Origin of the sequence: Actinophytocola sp. (genome assembly GCF_009379765.1) — a bacterium.
GTDB lineage: Bacteria > Actinomycetota > Actinomycetes > Mycobacteriales > Pseudonocardiaceae > Actinophytocola.
In genome coordinates, this window is the sequence record NZ_WHTD01000003.1 from 1 (window position 1) to 17,293 (window position 17,293).

At 73.2% G+C, this 17,293-nt stretch carries 14 protein-coding genes and 1 pseudogene; 11 read left to right on the forward strand and 4 right to left on the reverse strand.

Annotated features, from left to right (window positions below):
- Positions 1-1,981: pseudogene (locus GEV28_RS01170) on the forward strand (glycosyltransferase); the annotation flags it as partial.
- Between the two features lie 8 nt (positions 1,982-1,989).
- Here the strand turns inward: GEV28_RS01170 and GEV28_RS01175 are convergent.
- Positions 1,990-2,406 carry a metallopeptidase family protein gene (locus GEV28_RS01175; protein WP_291407622.1) on the reverse strand — a complete coding sequence of 139 codons (417 nt, stop codon included), beginning with the start codon at positions 2,404-2,406 and terminating at the stop codon, positions 1,990-1,992.
- A gap of 176 nt (positions 2,407-2,582) precedes the next feature.
- On the opposite strand from GEV28_RS01175, the gene GEV28_RS01180 reads away from it, so the two are divergent.
- From GEV28_RS01180 to GEV28_RS01215, 8 genes are all read left to right on the forward strand, one after another.
- Positions 2,583-2,945 carry a DUF3499 domain-containing protein gene (locus GEV28_RS01180; RefSeq protein WP_291407624.1) on the forward strand — a complete coding sequence of 121 codons (363 nt, stop codon included), beginning with the start codon at positions 2,583-2,585 and terminating at the stop codon, positions 2,943-2,945.
- A 95-nt stretch (positions 2,946-3,040) separates the two neighbouring features.
- Positions 3,041-4,393, forward strand: a complete 1,353-nt coding sequence (locus tag GEV28_RS01185; protein WP_291407626.1) for a phosphomannomutase/phosphoglucomutase — start codon at positions 3,041-3,043, stop codon at positions 4,391-4,393.
- 19 nt (positions 4,394-4,412) lie between these two features.
- Positions 4,413-4,622 (forward strand): Trm112 family protein, encoded by a 210-nt coding sequence (locus GEV28_RS01190; RefSeq protein WP_291407628.1) that lies wholly within the window; start codon positions 4,413-4,415, stop codon positions 4,620-4,622.
- On the forward strand, positions 4,619-5,719 hold the full coding sequence (locus tag GEV28_RS01195; protein WP_291407630.1) for an SIS domain-containing protein: 1,101 nt from the start codon (positions 4,619-4,621) through the stop codon (positions 5,717-5,719). Before GEV28_RS01190 ends, GEV28_RS01195 begins: the two co-directional genes overlap by 4 nt.
- A gap of 7 nt (positions 5,720-5,726) precedes the next feature.
- Positions 5,727-6,974 (forward strand): mannose-6-phosphate isomerase, class I, encoded by a 1,248-nt coding sequence (manA, locus tag GEV28_RS01200; protein ID WP_291407632.1) that lies wholly within the window; start codon positions 5,727-5,729, stop codon positions 6,972-6,974.
- A 46-nt stretch (positions 6,975-7,020) separates the two neighbouring features.
- Positions 7,021-7,980, forward strand: a complete 960-nt coding sequence (locus tag GEV28_RS01205) for a cation diffusion facilitator family transporter (protein WP_291407634.1) — start codon at positions 7,021-7,023, stop codon at positions 7,978-7,980.
- Positions 7,981-8,082: 102 nt separating this feature from the next.
- On the forward strand, positions 8,083-9,621 hold the full coding sequence (locus tag GEV28_RS01210) for an amino acid permease (RefSeq protein ID WP_291407636.1): 1,539 nt from the start codon (positions 8,083-8,085) through the stop codon (positions 9,619-9,621).
- Complete coding sequence (locus tag GEV28_RS01215) at positions 9,618-10,919, forward strand: glutamate mutase L (RefSeq protein WP_291407638.1); 1,302 nt, start codon at positions 9,618-9,620, stop codon at positions 10,917-10,919. Before GEV28_RS01210 ends, GEV28_RS01215 begins: the two co-directional genes overlap by 4 nt.
- On the opposite strand, the gene GEV28_RS01220 is transcribed toward GEV28_RS01215, so the two are convergent.
- Positions 10,908-13,268 carry a hypothetical protein gene (locus GEV28_RS01220; protein WP_291407640.1) on the reverse strand — a complete coding sequence of 787 codons (2,361 nt, stop codon included), beginning with the start codon at positions 13,266-13,268 and terminating at the stop codon, positions 10,908-10,910. The two genes, GEV28_RS01215 and GEV28_RS01220, sit on opposite strands and share 12 nt — an antisense overlap.
- Positions 13,269-13,365: 97 nt before the next feature.
- On the opposite strand from GEV28_RS01220, the gene ahcY reads away from it, so the two are divergent.
- Complete coding sequence (ahcY, locus tag GEV28_RS01225; protein WP_291407642.1) at positions 13,366-14,874, forward strand: adenosylhomocysteinase; 1,509 nt, start codon at positions 13,366-13,368, stop codon at positions 14,872-14,874.
- A 239-nt stretch (positions 14,875-15,113) separates the two neighbouring features.
- Here ahcY and GEV28_RS01230 read toward each other — a convergent pair whose 3' ends face one another.
- Together GEV28_RS01230 and GEV28_RS01235 are read right to left on the reverse strand one after the other, a co-directional pair.
- Positions 15,114-15,701 carry a YdeI family protein gene (locus tag GEV28_RS01230; RefSeq protein WP_291407644.1) on the reverse strand — a complete coding sequence of 196 codons (588 nt, stop codon included), beginning with the start codon at positions 15,699-15,701 and terminating at the stop codon, positions 15,114-15,116.
- The gene (locus GEV28_RS01235) at positions 15,691-16,479 is read right to left on the reverse strand and encodes an META domain-containing protein (RefSeq protein WP_291407646.1); all 789 of its coding nucleotides are present in this window, start codon (positions 16,477-16,479) and stop codon (positions 15,691-15,693) included. The genes GEV28_RS01230 and GEV28_RS01235 overlap by 11 nt, the downstream gene beginning before the upstream one ends.
- A 61-nt stretch (positions 16,480-16,540) precedes the next feature.
- On the opposite strand from GEV28_RS01235, the gene GEV28_RS01240 reads away from it, so the two are divergent.
- Positions 16,541-17,287 carry a DUF1266 domain-containing protein gene (locus tag GEV28_RS01240; protein ID WP_291407648.1) on the forward strand — a complete coding sequence of 249 codons (747 nt, stop codon included), beginning with the start codon at positions 16,541-16,543 and terminating at the stop codon, positions 17,285-17,287.
- Positions 17,288-17,293: the final 6 nt, after the last annotated feature.

A 17,293-nucleotide genomic window follows, 5' to 3' on the forward strand; every position in this document is an offset into this window, starting at 1 on the left:
CGACGAGCGGCCGGTCCGGGCGCTGGTGCGCGCGGTCCTGCGCAGCCCCGCGCTGTGGCTCGCCGTCGGCACGGTGGCGCTGGCCCTTGTGGTGCACCGGGACCGGCTCGGTCTCGACCTGAGCGGTGGGCGGCTGTTCCCGCCCGACGGGCTGGCCGCCACCTGGTCGTCCTACCTGGCCGGCTGGCACCCGACCGGGGGCGGCAGCGCCGCGCCCGCGCCGGCCGCGCTCGCGGTCGTCGGGCTGCTCGGCGCCCCGTTCGGCTCGCCGGCGGTCGGCGTCTCGCTGCTGATGCTCGGCGCGATGCCGCTCGCCGCGCTGTCCGGCTACCTGGCCACCCGGAACCTGCCGGTCGGCCGCTGGCCGCGCGCGGCGGTAGCGGCGGCCTACGCCGCGGTACCGGCCGGCACCGCGGGGGTGGCCCAGGGGCGGCTGGACGTGGCCGTCGTGCACGTGCTGCTGCCGCTGGTCCTCGCCGGCACCGCGGGAATGCTGCGGGCGAGCGCCGGCAGCCCCGGCGGGGGCTGGCTGAACCGGGCCGCGGCCACCGCGCTCGGCCTGGCCGTCATCGGCGCCTTCGCGCCCGCGGTGCACCTGATCGTGCTCGGCGCCGCGCTGGTCGGGTTCGTCGTCGTGCCGTCTCGCGGGGCGGCCACGCTGCGCAGAGCGGCCAGCCTGTTCGCGGTCGTGTTGCTGCCGCTCGGCCTGCTGATGCCGTGGCCCGCGGTGCTGGTGCAGCGCCCGTCGGTCGTGCTGCACGGGGTGGGCGCGGCCGTGGCGGAGCAGACCCCGCAGTGGTGGCGGCTGCTCACCCTCGATCCGGGCGGCCCCGGTGGCGTGCCATGGCTGGGCGGTGGGCTGCTGCTCGCGGCGGCGATCGCCGTGCTGGTGCGGCCGCGGGCCGCGATGCTGCTCGGGCTGCTGGTCGCGCTCATCGGGGGCGGGGCCGCCGTCGCGCTCGGCGCGATCACCGCTACCCCGATCGCCGGCGGCGCCGCCCGCCCCGGCTTCACCGGCCCCGCGCTGCTGCTGGCCGCCTGCGGGCTGCTGGTGACGGTGCTGCTCGCGTTCCGGACGGCCCCGCAGGGCCAGGCCGCAACCGGCCCTCGGGCACCCGGCTGGGTGCTGCCCGTGGTCGGCTGCATCGCGGTGGCGGTGCTTGCCGCGGGCGCCGCGCTGTCCGGCTCCGCGGGACAGCTCGGCTCCGACCGGCCGGGGTCCGGGTCGGTGCGACTGGTGCCGGCGCTGACCGCCGAGCTGGCCAACACCTCGACATCGGTGCTGGTGGTCGGCGACGAGACCGAACCGGCTCGGTTGACCAGGGGCCGGCCGGCCGGCTTCGGCGACGACGACATCGCGCCGCTGCGGGCCGGCGCCGCCCGGCTCGACCGGATCGTCACCGCGCTGCGAGCCGCAGAGCCGGGTGAGACGCCCGCCGCCATTGCCCAGCTGGCCACCAGCGGGGTGGCCTTCGTGGTGCTGCCCGACCGCGCGGACGCCCGCAGGGTGCGCGCCGTCGCGGGGGCGCTGACCAGGCAGGAGGCCGACACCGCCGACGACAGGCCGGTACTTCGGGTGCTGCAGCCGAACACCGGCGCCGAACTGATCGGGCCGAGGCTGGCCACCGAGGCGCGGGCCGGCTCAGCGCCGCCCATCGACCCGGACGTGCACGGCGTGCCCGTGCCCGGCGCCCCGCCGTCGATCGCCGCGGACGTCGCCCGCGGCGCCGACGGCCGGCTGATGGTGCTGTCCGCGAACGCGGAGCCGGGCTGGCAGGCCACCGTGAACGGGGCAGCGGTGCCCACCGTTCGCGCCTGGGGGCACCTGGTCGCCGTGCCGGTGCCGGCCGAGGCGGTCGAGGTGCGGATCACCTTCGCCGACGGGGTGCGCTCCGCGCTGCTGCTCGGCCAGCTCGCGGTGACGCTGTTCGTGCTGGCCACCGCCGTCCCCTCGGCGGCGGGGCGAAGGGCGGCCGGTTAGCCCGGCGGTCAGTCCTGGGTGCCGTCGACGGTGTCCGGATCAACCCCCAGGTAGCTGGCGACGTGCTCGATGAGCACCTCCCGCACCAGGTCGGTGAGGTCCGCCCGGTCGTGCGCGCGGGACTCGAGCGGCCGGCGGTACAGCACGATCCGCGCCCTCGTCGGCAGCCCGGCCGCGTCCACCCCGGCCGGCACCAACCGGGCCAGCGGAACGTTGCCGTCCTCCACGACGTCGCTGCCCCACTGCACGGTCGCCGGATCCGCATCCGGGATCTCCGGCACGTCGTCTACCGCGACGTCGAGCTTGCCCAGCTGCGTGTGCCACCGCTCGTCGATCGGCTCGAGGGCCTCGAGCACGATCGAGTCGAAGCGTTCCGACTTGCTCAGCGCCGCCGGCAGGGTGGCCGGGTACAGCATGCCGCGCATGCCGCGGCCGCGCCGATCCCTCCGCCGTCGCAGGCGCGCTCGAGCCGACCGGATCGCCATCATGATTCGGACAGGGTACGCCGAACTCCCCGGCCGCCGACTGTCAGCGAGACGGGGTGACGCGCTGCCCGCGCGCCTGCCACATCCCGTCGGATACCGGCGCTACCCTGCCCACCGTGCGCAGAAGGCGATGCTCGCGGACGGGCTGCACCAGCCCGGCGGTCGCCACGCTCACGTACGTCTACGCCGACTCCACGGCCGTGGTGGGCCCGCTGGCCACCTACGCCGAGCCGCACTCCTATGACCTGTGCGAACGGCACGCGATCCGGTTGACCGCCCCGAGGGGCTGGGACGTGGTGCGCCACGAGGGCGAGTTCGCCGAGCCGGAGCCGTCCGTCGACGACCTCACCGCGCTCGCCGAGGCGGTCCGGGAGGCCGGGCGGGTCGACCCCCCGGTCGAGGCCGCACCGGCCGCCCCCGCGACGGGCACCGGACGCCGCGGCCACCTGCGCGTCGTGCCCGGTGTAACGGACGAGTAGGCCGCCGCCGATTGATCCCCAGCGCGGGACACCGAGCCAGCACCGGCAGATAGGCTCGATGGCGCCGCTTTCGATTCACTGATCTGGGGAGACCCGTGCGCGACCTGTCCGCCATCGTCAAGGCATACGACATTCGCGGCCTGGTCGGCACGCAGCTGGACGCCGACACGGTCCGCGACATCGGTGCCGCGTTCGCCGACCTCGTGGGCTCGGCGCAGGTGGTGGTCGGCCACGACATGCGCGACTCCTCACCCGGGCTGGCGGCCGCGTTCGCCGACGGCGTCACCGGGCGCGGCGCCGGCGTGCTGTCGATCGGTCTGGCCAGCACCGACATGCTGTACTTCGCCGCCGGCCGGCTCGACCTGCCCGGCGCCATGTTCACCGCGAGCCACAACCCGGCCAGGTACAACGGCATCAAGCTGTGCCGCGCGGGCGCCGCGCCCGTCGGCCAGGACACCGGCCTCACCGACATCCAGCGCGAGGTCGAGGCGCGGACGCCGCCGACCCCCGGCACGACCCCGGGCAAGCTCGAGACCCGCGACCTGCTCACCGACTACGTCGCCTACCTGCGCGAGCTGGTCGACCTCTCGTCGAGCCGCCCGCTCAAGGTCGTCGTCGACGCCGGCAACGGCATGGGCGGGCACACCGTGCCGGCCATGTTCGACGGCCTGCCCATGGACATCGTGCCGATGTACTTCGAGCTCGACGGCACCTTCCCCAACCACGAGGCCAACCCGCTCGACCCGAAGAACATCGTCGACCTGCGGGCCAAGGTCCGCGAGGTCGGCGCGGACGCGGGGCTCGCGTTCGACGGCGACGCCGACCGCTGCTTCGTCGTCGACGAGCGCGGCGAGCCCGTGCCGCCGAGCGCCGTCACCGCGCTGGTCGCCGTGCGCGAGCTCGCCAAGGACCCGGGCGGCACGGTCATCCACAACCTCATCACCTCGCACGCGGTGCCGGAGATCGTCGCTGAGCACGGCGGCAAGCCGGTCCGCACCCGCGTCGGGCACTCGTTCATCAAGGGAGAGATGGCCGCCACCGGCGCCATCTTCGGCGGCGAGCACTCCGCGCACTACTACTTCCGCGACTTCTGGAAGGCCGACACCGGCATGCTGGCCGCACTGCACGTGCTGGCCGCGCTGGGCGAGCAGGACCGCCCGCTGTCCGAGCTGACCTCGGCCTACAGCCGTTACGCCGCGTCCGGCGAGATCAACTCCACGGTCGGGGACCAGGCCGGCCGGATGGCCGCGGTCAAGAACGCGTTCGCCGGCCGCGAAGGCGTGCGCACCGACGAGCTGGACGGGCTCACCGTCGAGCTCGGCGACGGCGGCTGGTTCAACCTGCGTCCGTCCAACACCGAGCCCTTGCTGCGCCTCAACATCGAGGCGGCCGACGACGCGGCGGTGGCCGCGCTGCGCGACGAGGTGCTGGCGATCGTCCGCGCTTGAGCACACTGGAGGAGAAGCCATGGCAGTCCAGCTGGACCCGCAGCTGTTGGAGATCCTGGCGTGCCCGTCGGACGACCACGCGCCGCTGACCGTGGGCAGCCCCACCGACCCCGAGGCCGACGTGCTCACCTGCACGTCGTGCGGCCGGCAGTTCCGGGTCGAGGACGGCATCCCGGTGCTGCTGCTGGACGAGGCGATCGAGCCGCCCGACGGGACAGCCGACAAGTGAGCTCCGCCGTCGACGACACGCTCCTCGACGACCTCGGCCGGCTCGCCGAGGTCGACACCGACGGCTTGCTGCACGCCGCGGCGCTGTCTGGTGCGCAGGTGCGGGCCACCGTCGAGGCCGCGCAGGAGGCCGGCATCGCGCGGCTCGCCGGCTCGCAGCCCCGCGCGCTGGTCCTCATCACCCGCCCCGGCCTGAGCCCGGCGGTCGCGAAGCTGCTGCTGGCGTTGCTCGGCAAGACCTGCCCGGTGCCGGTGGTGCTCACCGACACCACACCGACCTGGCTCGGGCCGCTGGACGTGGTGGTCGCGCACACCGACGACCCCGGCGACGAATCGCTCGCCGAGTCGATCGACCGGGCCCGGCGCTACGGCGCGGGCGTCGTGCTCACCGCGCCCGAGGACGGCCCGGTGGCCGCCGCCGCGGCCGGCCAGTGCGTGCTGGTCACGCCGCGGGTGCCGGTGCCGCCCGGGTTCGGCTTCACCCGCGCGCTGGCCGGCGGGCTGGTCACCGCCACCACGCTCGAGCTGCTGCGCACCGACCTCGGCATGGTCGCCGACGAGCTGGACCGGGAGGCCGAGCGCGGGCACGCGCAGCACGAGTCGTTCGTCAACCCGGCCAAGTCGCTGGCGCTGCGACTCGCCGAGCGCACGCCGCTGCTGTGGGGCCTGGACGACGTGGCCACCGGTGTCGCGATCTTCGCCACCCAGGTGCTCGCCACGCACACCGACCTGGTCTGCGACATCGCCGCCTACCCGCAGGCGACCAGCCGCACCGCGCTGCACCGCGCGGCCACCCGGGCCTCGGCGGAGCACGACATCTTCGCCGACCCCGACGACCTCGAGCCGGCGCAGGTCTCCCCGCTGCGGGTGTTCCTGCTCGCGGTGAGTGCCACCGCGGCCGACCCGGTGCGCAGGCTCGCCGTCGACACGTTCCCCGCCGCCGACGTGCTCGCGCCGGCCGACGAGATCACCGCCGACGAGACCACGGGTGCCGCCGTGCTCGCGCTGCGGTTCCAGCTGGCCGCGCTCTACCTGGGGCTCGCGGCCGGCACCACCGGCGGCACCACCCGCTACGCGCCGGCCAGGCCACGGGAGTGAGCGTCTGATGCAGCTGCTCGACAACCGGGTGCGTCCCTACGCGTGGGGGTCCCGCACCACCATCGCCGCGCTGCTCGGCCGCGAGGTGCCCGCGCCGCACCCGGAGGCTGAGCTGTGGCTCGGCGCGCACCCCGGGGACCCGTCCGCGATCGTGGCGGCGGACGGCACCGCGCGGTCGCTCGTCGAGGTCCTCGCCGAGGACCCGATCGGCCAGCTCGGCCAGGCGGTCGTCGGGCGCTGGGGCGACCGGCTGCCGTTCCTGCTGAAGGTGCTCGCCGCCGAGGAGCCGCTGTCGCTGCAGGCGCACCCGTCGGCCGTCCAGGCAGCGGAGGGCTACGCGCGGGAGGAGAAGGCCGGCATCGCGCGCGAGGCCGGCAACCGCAACTACCCGGACCCGACGGCCAAGCCCGAGCTGCTGTGTGCGCTCACCGAGTTCCACGCGCTGGCCGGGTTCCGCTCGCCCGCGCGGACGGTGGAGCTGCTGCGCGCGATCGAGACGCCCGCGCTGGCCGGGTACGTCGACCTGCTCGCGGGCGAGCCCGACCGGGAGGGCCTGCGGGCGCTGTTCACCACGTGGATCACGCTGCCGCAGCCGGCGATCGACGCGCTGCTGCCGGACCTGCTCGACGCGTGCGTCACGCACGTCAAGGAGCACGGCGAGTTCGAGCTGGAGTGCCGCACCGCGCTCGAGCTCGGCGAGCGGTACCCGGGTGACACCGGCGTGCTGGCCGCGCTGCTGCTCAACCGGCTGGTGCTCCAGGCGGGCGAGGCGATCTTCCTGCCGGCCGGCAACCTGCACACCTACCTGCACGGCACCGCGATCGAGGTGCTCGCCAACTCCGACAACGTGCTCCGCGGCGGGCTCACGCCCAAGCACGTCGACGTGCCGGAACTGTTGCGGGTGCTGGACTTCGGGTTCGGCGACATGACGGTGTGCACGGGCGAGCCGGCCGGGCCGCGGCGGGTGTACCGGACGCCCGCGCCGGAGTTCGAGCTGTCCCGGATCGAGTGGGCCCCGGACGAGCCGCGGGCGGAGGTCAAGCTCGAGGGCGGTGTGCCGCGGGTCATGGTGTGCGTCGAGGGCGGGGTGCGGGTCGCTGCGGTCGACGGTCGCGAGCTGTCCCTCGGGCGCGGGCAGTCGATGTGGTTGCCGGCGCTGGACCCGGACGTCGTGCTGGCCCCGGTGGGGGACTCGCCCGTACGGCTGTTCGCCGCGACGGTGGGCGGTGCGACAGCCGGAGTGTCCAGTCTCTAGGCTCTGGGTGCTTTTGCGACAAATCCGACTTTGGTAAGGAGTAGCCGTGGCTACAGGGGGCGGGACGAAGGCGATCCTCGCCGCGCTCGGGGCGAACGCCGGGATCGCGGTGGCCAAGTTCATCGGCTTCGCCATCACCGGGTCGTCGTCGATGCTGGCCGAGTCGGTGCACTCGGTGGCGGACACGACCAACCAGGGGCTGCTGCTGCTCGGTCAGAAGACCTCGCGGCGCAAGGCCACGCGCGAGCACCCGTTCGGGTTCGGCCGGGACCGGTACTTCTACTCGTTCATCGTCGCGCTGATGCTGTTCAGCCTCGGGTCGGCGTTCGCCATCTACGAGGCGATCCACAAGCTGCAGCACCCGGAGCCGCTGACCTCGCCGCTCGTCGCGGTGGCCATCCTCGTCGTCGCGATCGTCCTGGAGTCCTACAGCTTCCGGACCGCGATCGTCGAGTCCCGCAAGATCAAGGGCGAGGTCTCCTGGTGGGGCTTCATCCGCCAGTCGCGCACGCCGGAGCTGCCGGTGGTGCTGCTCGAGGACGCGGGCGCGTTGTTCGGCCTGATGTTCGCCCTGTTCGGGGTGGGCATGTCGGTCGTCACGGACGACCCGATGTGGGACGGCGTCGGCACCCTGATGATCGGCATCCTGCTCGGTGTCATCGCGATCATCCTGATCATCGAGATGAAGAGCCTGCTGATCGGCGAGGGCGCGACGCCGAAGGAGTTCGACGACATCGCCGCCGCGGCGGTCGGCGGCCGCGTGCTGCGCCTGATCCACATCCGGACCCAGTACCTGGGCCCGGACGAGCTCCTGGTGGCCGCGAAGATCGCGATGGAACCCGGCCTGCCGCTGGCCGAGGCGGCGGCCGAGATCGACGCTTCCGAGCAACGCATCCGCACGGCGGTCCCGGCCGCCCGGCTGATCTACCTGGAGCCGGACCTGGACCGCACGCCGGCCGGCGCGGAGGAGAAGGCTCCGGACCCGATCACTCCCGACCCGGCCTGACGATCGCCGCCCCCACTTGCCGCAGCCGTTCGTCGTGCGGGGCCGGCTCGGCGATCCCACTATGGTCTGAACCAGATCGGGCGGTGGCGTGAGGAGGCGGCCGTGCCGGGCAACGGTCTGTGGCGCACGAAGTCGGTCGAGCAGTCCATCGCGGACACCGATGAGCCGGGATCCAGGCTGCGAAAGAACCTGAGCGCCTGGGACCTCACGGTGTTCGGCGTCGCGGTGGTGATCGGGGCGGGCATCTTCACGCTCACCGCCCGCACCGCCGGTGACCTGGCCGGGCCGTCGGTGTCGCTCGCGTTCGTGCTCGCCGCGATCGCCTGCGCGCTTGCGGCGCTGTGCTATGCGGAGTTCGCCTCGACGGTCCCCGTGGCGGGCAGCGCGTACACGTTCTCCTACGCCACGTTCGGCGAGCTCCTCGCCTGGGTCATCGGCTGGGACCTGGTGCTCGAGTTCGCGGTCGGTTCGGCCGCGGTCGCCACCGGCTGGTCGGAGTACCTGCGGACGGTGCTGGGCTACCTGTTCGGCGACGGCGTGACGACGTCGTTCGACGTCGGGGCGGTCACGGTCAACTGGGGCGCGCTGGTGCTGATCGCCGCGCTCACCGTGCTGCTCGCGGTCGGCACGAAGCTGTCCTCGCGGGTGAGCATGGTGATCACCGGGATCAAGGTCGCCATCGTCCTGTTCGTGATCTTCTTCGGGCTCTCCTTCGTCAATGCCTCGAACTACAGCCCGTACATCCCACCGGGCGAGACCGGCTCGTCGGCGTCGTCGACCGGGGTCGACCAGACGGTGTTCTCCTGGCTGGCCGGCGGGTCGAGCAGCGCGTTCGGCGTGTTCGGGCTGCTCGCCGGCGCGTCGCTGGTGTTCTTCGCGTTCATCGGCTTCGACGTCGTGGCGACGACCGCCGAGGAGACCCGTGACCCGAAGCACGCGGTGCCGCGCGGCATCCTCGGCTCGCTCGCGATCGTGACCGTGCTGTACGTGGCGGTCTCGCTCGTGGTGACCGGCATGGTCGAGTACACCGACCTGGCGACGGGCGACGGAGAGCACAAGACGCTCGCGACCGCGTTCGCGCTGAACGGCGAGGACTGGGCGGCGAACGTCATCTCGATCGGCGCGCTCGCCGGTCTCACCACGGTCGTGATGGTCCTGATGCTGGGCCAGGTCCGGGTTCTCTTCGCCATGTCCCGCGACGGCCTGCTGCCGCGCGGCCTGTCCCGCACGGGCGAGCACGGCACCCCGGTCCGCGCGACGATCCTGGTCGGCGGCCTCGTCGCGGCGGCCGCCACGTTCTTCCCGGCCTCGAAGCTCGAGGAGATGGTGAACGTCGGCACCCTGTTCGCGTTCATCCTCGTGTCGGCCGGCGTGCTGGTGCTGAGGCGGACGCATCCGGACCTGCCGCGCGCGTTCCGGGTGCCGGCGCTGCCGGTGATCGGGGTGGCGGCGATCCTGGCGTGCCTGTGGCTGATGCTGAACCTGACGATCCTCACGTGGCTGCGGTTCTTCGGCTGGATGGCGATCGGCGTGGTCGTGTACTTCGCCTACGGCCGGCGGCATTCACTGCTGGGCCTTCGCGGCGCGTCGGCATCGCCGCTGCCGGTGGACGGCGCGGACCCCGAGGCCACCCCTCGGTGACGGTCCTCTGCCTGGACGTCGGCTCGACGTGGACGAAGGGTGTGCTGGTCGCGCCGTCCGGTGCGGTGCTCGGGGTCGCCCAGCACCGGACGACGCCGCCCGAGGTCCTCGACGGGGTGGCCGCGGTGACCGCGTCGTTGGGTGCCGCTACCGAGGTGCTGGCGTGCTCCTCGGCCGGCGGCGGGCTGCGGTTGGCGGTCGTCGGCCAGGAACGCCTGGTCAGCGCCGAGGCCGGCTACCGGGTGGCGCTGTCGGCCGGCGCGAAGGTCGTGCACGTGACGACCGGCTCGCTCGCCCCGGCCGACGTGCGCTCGTTGCGTGCGGCGGCGCCCGACGTCGTCCTGCTGGTGGGCGGCACCGACGGCGGTGACGAGAAGGTGTTGCTGCACAACGCCTCCCGCCTCGCGTCGGCCCGGCTCGCGGTGCCGATCGTCCTGGCCGGCAACATCGAGGCCCAGCCCGCCGCCCTCGCCACGCTGTCCGCGACCGGCCGCCGGGTGGTCCCCGCGGCGAACGTCCTGCCGGATGTCGGCGAGCTGGCTCCCGGTCCGGCGCGGGCCGCGATCCGCGAGGTGTTCCTGCGGCACGTGATCGGCGGCAAGGGCCTGTCCCGCGGGCCCCGGTTCCGCCGCATGGTGCGGACGGTGACCCCGGACGCGGTCCTGTCCGGAGTGTCCCGGCTGGCCGGAGTCCTTGCCGCACAGCATGATCAGCCGGGCGCGGTCCTGGTGGTCGACGTCGGCGGCGCCACGACGGACGTCTACTCCGCGGTGTCCACAGTGGATGTGTCGGTGCACGCGGTGGCGTTGCCGGCCGACCGCCGGACGGTGGAGGGCGACCTGGGTATGCGGGCGAGCGCCCCGGGCGTGGTGGCCGAGGCGGCGGTGGAGCGCCTGGCCGGGTCGCCCGGGCTGGCCGCGCATGCCACCCACCGGCACGAGCACGTGGGCCTCGTTCCGTCCACAGTGGACGATCAGGAGGTGGACCTGGAGATCGCCCAATTGGCGGTGATCCTGGCCGTACGCCGCCACTTGCGGATGGTCGACGGCCAACTGGGCCCGCACGGCGCGGGCGTCCTGATCCTGTCCGGTGGCGTCTTCCGCCACGCGACGGACCTGACGACCTTTGAGGCGACGTTACGTGAACACCTCGGCCCGGTCCTGCGCAACGCGCTCGTGACGGTGGACCGCCAAGGCCTGCTGGGCCCGGCAGGCCTGCTGACCCAGGCGGACCACCCGGACGTGGCCAACGCCCTGCTGAGCACCCTGCACGCGCCGGTGGACCACTCAGCGGGGTGAGGGCAGGAGGGCCTCGAAGGCGCCGACCGTCGGTTCGGCCGGGTCGAGGCCCGCCGCCATCGCGATGGCGCGGTCCCATTCCGGGTCCGCCGGGTAGTTCGCGTGCCGCTGCACGCCGGGGGTCCACCGCCGGCCGGGGAACGGGCCGGCCGCGGGGTCCGGCAGCCAGTGGTCCAGCCCCAGCACCAAAGCACCGGACGGCGCGCGGGTCGCCGCCGGCAGCGGCCCCGACGTCCCGTCCGCGCGGAAGCCGACGCCGAGCAGGGTCGACTCGTACACCTGCTGCCCCCACGTCGTCACCGCGCCGCCGAGTGGATCCGTCCCGCGGCACAGCGACCGCCACCGCGTGCCGAGCTCGCCCGCCAGGGTGCCCAGCGCCGAGAACGGCAGCACGGCCGGGAACGCCCGGCAGTACGCCCACTGCAACGGCGAGCCCACCGTGACCAGCCCGATCCGCCGCCGCTCCGGCTCGTTGAGCGAGTTCAGCAACCTGGCGGCCGCGACGGCGACCAGCAGGCTCCCGTGCGAGTCGCCGGTCAGGACGACCCGCGTGCCGGGCGCGCGCAGGTGCTCCACGGTCCGCGCGGCGAGCTCCGGCGCCACCTTCATCGCGTAGCAGGGCGGCACGATCGGGTGCGCCTCCCGCGGCCAGAAGCTCGCCAGGTCCGTGATCACGCCGAGCTGCCGGCCCGCGGACGGCGCCCGCGCCGCGTTGTACACCGCCCGCAGCAACGCGCCGGCCAGCACGCCCAGCGTCAGCACCCCCACCGCGGACAGCGGATCGGTCCACCCGGGCAGCGACGCCCCGGAGACGCGGACGAACAACGCCACCGCCGCGCCCACCGACAGCACCAGCGCGCCGGCCAGCACCATGTGATGCAGGTGGGACCGCCGCCACCCGGCCGCCCGCCACGCGCGGACCGCCGCCGGCAGGTCCCGCACGCTGTCCTCGTGCAGCAGCCGCACCGTCGCCTCGCCGTCGGTGAACCGGCCGGCCCGCAGCCGCATCAGGGTGAACAGCGCCACCACCCCCGCGCCGGCCGCGGCCACCACGCCCAACGCGGCCGAAGCACCCCACAGCAACGTCACCGGCCGGTAGCCCTCGGGGAGACTGCCGGTCGCGCCGACCAGCTGCCGCACCGCCACCGCGAGCCCGACCCCGAACCCGCCACCGAGCAGCGCCGCCACCGCCAGCACCGGCGCCGACATCCACCCGCCGGCCCACGGCCGCAGCGCCGGCGGCTGCCCGCGCCACTCCTGCCCGGCGATCCGCGCCGCCGGCACCAGGAGCACGCCGAACAGCACCACCAGCACGATCAGCGCGGCCGCCAGCGCCTCGACCGTCGAGTCCGTCCCCGGCAGCGACGGCGGCAGCGGGTCCTGCGCCGCGGCCGACGCGGCGACCAGCACGCAGCCCACCACGAGCAGCACCCGGCGGGTCACCGGCCCCAACGTGGTCCGCAGCCACCGGCCGGCCCGCCCCGGATGCGCGCCGGTCGGGTCGTCGAGCAGCAGCACCCCCAGCAACGAGACCACCAGCAGCGCCAGCGCCAGCGCCCACAGGACCATCAGGAAGGCGCCCCTCGGCGCCGCGAACGGACCGCCGAGCGGCAGCAGCGCCACCGTCGCGAGCGCGGCCAGCAGGTGCAGCGCCCGCAGCGTCGGCGTGTCCGGATCGGCCACCAGGTTGGTGCCGGGCAGCTGCACGCGGGCGTTGGGCGGCGTCGGCGGTGGGTTGCGTGGCGCGGTCGTCTCCCAGGCCACGCACGAGATCCGGAACAGGATGTAGATCAACAGGAGGACCGGGACGAGCCCGACCATCGGGCGCACGAGGTAGACGTCACGCAGCCATCCCGGCACCGTGCGCGCCAGGCACGGTGAGCCGGGGGCGAGGCACTGCGCGGCGACCAGGTCCAGGCTCACCACCGCGGCCTGGGTGACCAGCAACATGGTCAACAACACCGCCGCGAGCCGCAGCAGCGACCGGTTCACCAGCCCGAGCCGCCGCGCGAGCCGGTGTCCGGACGGGATCGGCGGCAGCATCCAGTGCGCCACGTTCGCCAGCGAGAACGGGAACAGCAAGGCCCACGCGGCCTTCACCGCGCCGCCGGAGGTCATCCCACCCCAGATGTAGCCCTCCACGACCCTGGGGACGGACTGCCCCTCGGCGCGCAGCATCGGCCCCGGCGCGGGGCGCAGCAGCCGGTCCGCGGGCTGCACGATCCGGCCGACGCCGTCGCCCGCGACGTCCACCGCGGCGACCGCGGAGACGAGCGACTCAGGCGTCGTGCCCATGAGCCCGTGGACGCGCAGCTCCACCACGCGGGTGTCTGGTCCAGCGGTTAGCACGGCCCTGGTCCTCCAACGCTGTATGGCCACTCGAGTCGATCAATTTCGGGTAACGGTAGTGTTCCGGCGACGGCATTGAGTCTGGAGGATGCACTGGATGACCGCAGTAAACAGCCAGGAAGCGATCGCGCCTCGGTTCGCCAGGAAGGTCGGCGACCTGGACTTCGCGGTGGCCGACCTTTCGCTGGCCGAGTTCGGCCGCAAGGAAATTCGTCTCGCCGAGCACGAGATGCCCGGTCTGATGGCGTTCCGGCGCGAGTACGCGGAGGTGTACCCGCTGCGCGGGGCGCGGGTCTCCGGCTCGCTGCACATGACCGTGCAGACCGCGGTGCTGATCGAGACGCTGATCTCGCTCGGTGCCGAGGTGCGCTGGGCCTCCTGCAACATCTTCTCCACCCAGGACCACGCCGCGGCCGCCGCCGTGGTCGGTCGGCACGGCACTCCCGAGGAGCCCAAGGGTGTCCCGGTGTTCGCCTGGAAGGGCGAGACGCTGGAGGAGTACTGGTGGTGCACCGAGCAGATGCTCACCTGGCCGGGTGGTGGCGCGCCGAACATGCTGCTCGACGACGGTGGCGACGCCACCCTGCTCGTGCACAAGGGAACCCAGTACGAGGCGGCCGGTGTCGTTCCGCAGGCGGAGTCGGACGACCCCGACGAGTGGAAGATCATCCTCGAGACCCTGCGCAACTCGCTCGCGGCCGACGACAAGAAGTGGACCCGGACCGGCGCCGAGATCAAGGGCGTCACCGAGGAGACCACCACCGGCGTGCTTCGGCTGTACCAGCTGGCCGCCGCGGGTGAGCTGCTGTTCCCGGCCATCAACGTCAACGACTCGGTCACCAAGTCGAAGTTCGACAACCGCTACGGCATCCGGCACTCGCTGGTCGACGGCATCAACCGCGGCACCGACGTCCTGATCGGCGGCAAGGTCGCGGTCGTCTGCGGCTACGGCGACGTGGGCAAGGGCTCGGCCGAGTCACTGCGTGGCCAGGGCGCTCGGGTGATCGTCACCGAGATCGACCCGATCTGCGCGCTGCAGGCCGCCATGGACGGCTACGACGTGCAGCGCCTCGAGGACGTGCTGCACAAGGCCGACATCGTCATCACCACCACGGGCAACAAGAACGTCGTGATGGCCGAGCACATGGCGCAGATGAAGCACCAGGCCATCCTGGGCAACGTCGGCCACTTCGACAACGAGCTCGACATGGCAGGCCTCGCGCGGTACCCGGGCATCCGGAAGATCAACATCAAGCCGCAGGTCGACGAGTGGGTGTTTCCTCCCGGCAAGGGCCGTTCGGACGGGCACTCGATCATCGTGCTGTCCGAGGGCCGGCTGATGAACCTGGGCAACGCCACCGGCCACCCGTCGTTCGTGATGTCGAACTCCTTCTCCAACCAGGTGATCGCGCAGATCGAGCTGTTCACCAAGAACGAGGAGTACGACAAGGAGGTGTACCGGCTGCCCAAGAAGCTGGACGAGAAGGTCGCGCGCATCCACCTGGAGGCGCTGGGCGGCCAGCTCACCAAGCTCAGCAAGGAGCAGGCCGAGTACATCGACGTGGACGTCGAGGGCCCGTACAAGTCGGAGCACTACCGCTACTGACGGACGCTGCTCGACGGGCCGGTCGCCTGGTGCGGCCGGCCCTTCGTCGTTTCGGGTGGCCCTCGGTGCCCGGGCGCGGGTCGCAGCCAGAGTCCGCCGGCGACCCGCCCTGCCGGCGTCGGCGGCCCCGAAACTGTCGGTGCCCTCCGGTAGCGTTGAAAATGGGGGACCCCCGGGGCGTACGAATGGGCCGTTCGCACCGAGTTCGCCCGATCGTGTGGCGGACCCGGGGGGATGCTCTAGTGGAGGGTCTCGCCGCGCTCGAGCATCCCCACGAACTTCTCGATGCGCCGCGCGCGGGTCTCCGCGCGTTTGGCCTCCTCGACCCGGTAGAGGATCGCGTACCGGTTCTGGCTGGTCAGCGTCGTGAAGAAGGCGGCAGCCGGCGGGTTGGCGTCGAGCGCGGCCCGCAGGTCGTCGGGCACGGCCGAGCCGGCCGGACCGGCGTAGGCGGCCTCCCAGCGGCCGTCCGCCCGCGCCGCCTCGACCTCGCGCATGCCGGCCGGGGTCAGCTCGCCGGCCGCGATCATCCGCTCCGCCGATGCCCGGTTGATCTTCGACCACCGGCTCCGCTTGGACCGCGGGGTGAACCTCTGCACGAAGTAGGCGTCGTCGACGCGCTGGGCGGTGCCGTCGATCCACCCGTGGCGCAGGGCGATCTCGAGCGCCTCGTCGTGGTTCACCGACGGGACGTCCGTGCCCTTCTTCGCGATCCTGATCCACAGTCCGCGGGTGTCCGCGTTGTCGGCGAGCCACGCCGCGAACTCCGCCTGGTCGGTGAAGCCGATGATCGGCAGCCCGGTCTTCTCACCGTGGTCACTTGGCACGTAGCTGGAGTCCCTTGCCGGATGGATGGGTCAGGGTCAGGCGGTCGGCCTCGATCTCGACCTCGACCTCGTCCCGGACCACGTCGAGCACCGCCGCCTCCAGCCGCATGATGTCAGGTGAGCATGCCTTGAGCGTCATGACCGCGTTCTCGAACCGGATGCTGTCACCGCTTGCGGTGTAGGTCGCCGAACCGCCGTTGCAGCCGCCGAAGATCTCCACCTTGTCCTTGCGGAACGTCAGGGTCGCGGTCGCGGCGGCCGGCGTGCTGCTGGCGGTCTGCCCGTCGAGGATCGTGTCCACCGCCCAGGTGATGTCGGTGAGCGGCCGGTCCGGGTCGGCCACCTCGCGGTCCTCCAGCACGAGTTCGGCGTCGGTCGAGCTGACCACCAGGCGCGAGCCGTCCAGCCGCCATGTCGGCTCGGCGCTCAGCAGCCCGGCGAGCCACGAGTCCTGCTCGTGCCGCGGCGGGTCGCAGCCCATCTCGGTCATGGCGAGGCCGCCGCCGACATCGATCCGCCCGTCGGCGGTGCTGACCGGCCCGGTCATCGTGTTGCAGCCCGCGGTGGCGAGCAGCCGGCCGTCGTCGGTGAAGTTCAGCGACACCCGGGTCTCCGCGACCAGCGGGCGCGGCTTGCCGGCCTCGGTGACCTCGGTGGACAGGAAGGTGCGGCCGCGCAGCGGATCCTGCTCCTGGGGCGCTCCCGGCTCGACCGGCCGCTCCCCGCATCCGGCGATCGCCAGCAACAGCAACGGACCGACCACGCGCGCGATTCTCATGCCCGCAGGACGTACCAGCTCCCGCCGGACGTTGCAACGGCCGTCCGTACACTGCGGCGACGTGGTGGTCTGCGATCACGTCGAGGGGGTGGTCAGCACCCCGGCCGGCCCGTACTACGGCCCGCTCGCGCACGGCTTCGCCTGCGGGGCGCACATTCCGGTGCATGTCTCCGGCCCGTGGAACGCGCTGGAGGATCCGGTGCGCGACTACCAGGAGAACCGCGAGTCGCTGGCGGACAGCTGGGGCGTCAGCACCGCCGAGGACTGGCAGCGGCAGGTCGACTACCTGCTGGCCGGGCTCAACATCGGCACCGAGGTCGATGCCGCGCTCAACGTGCGCCGCCAGCTCGTGCGCCAGCACGGCGGCTACGACCTGGCGGCGTGGCCAGCGGCCGTCGGAGCCTGGGCGCGGCGGCACAACGGCGGCGACAGCGAGGAGATGGTCGCGTCGGTCGACGTGATCACCCGCTACGAGGCCAGGTTCCGCGCCGACGGCATCCTGGCGCCGAACGGGATCGTCAACTCGGTGTTCGGCTACGACTTCGGGCGCGCGGTGAACATGGCGCGCTGGGGCTACGGCGGCCGGTTCTGCGACTACCGGGCGGCCGAGGCGATCGTGCTGCGGGCGGGCGAGCTGTGCCGCCAGCACTACACGTCGTGGGCCGACTTCAGCGCCGGCTACGCGCTCGGCCGGGTGATCCGGTTCGACAACGAGGAGTACGGCCACATGTACGTGTCCGTGCGCGGGCCGCACCATCTGCTGATGACCGACCGGACCAGCCCGTGGTGGCACATCCCGTTCTCGTAGTCTGCG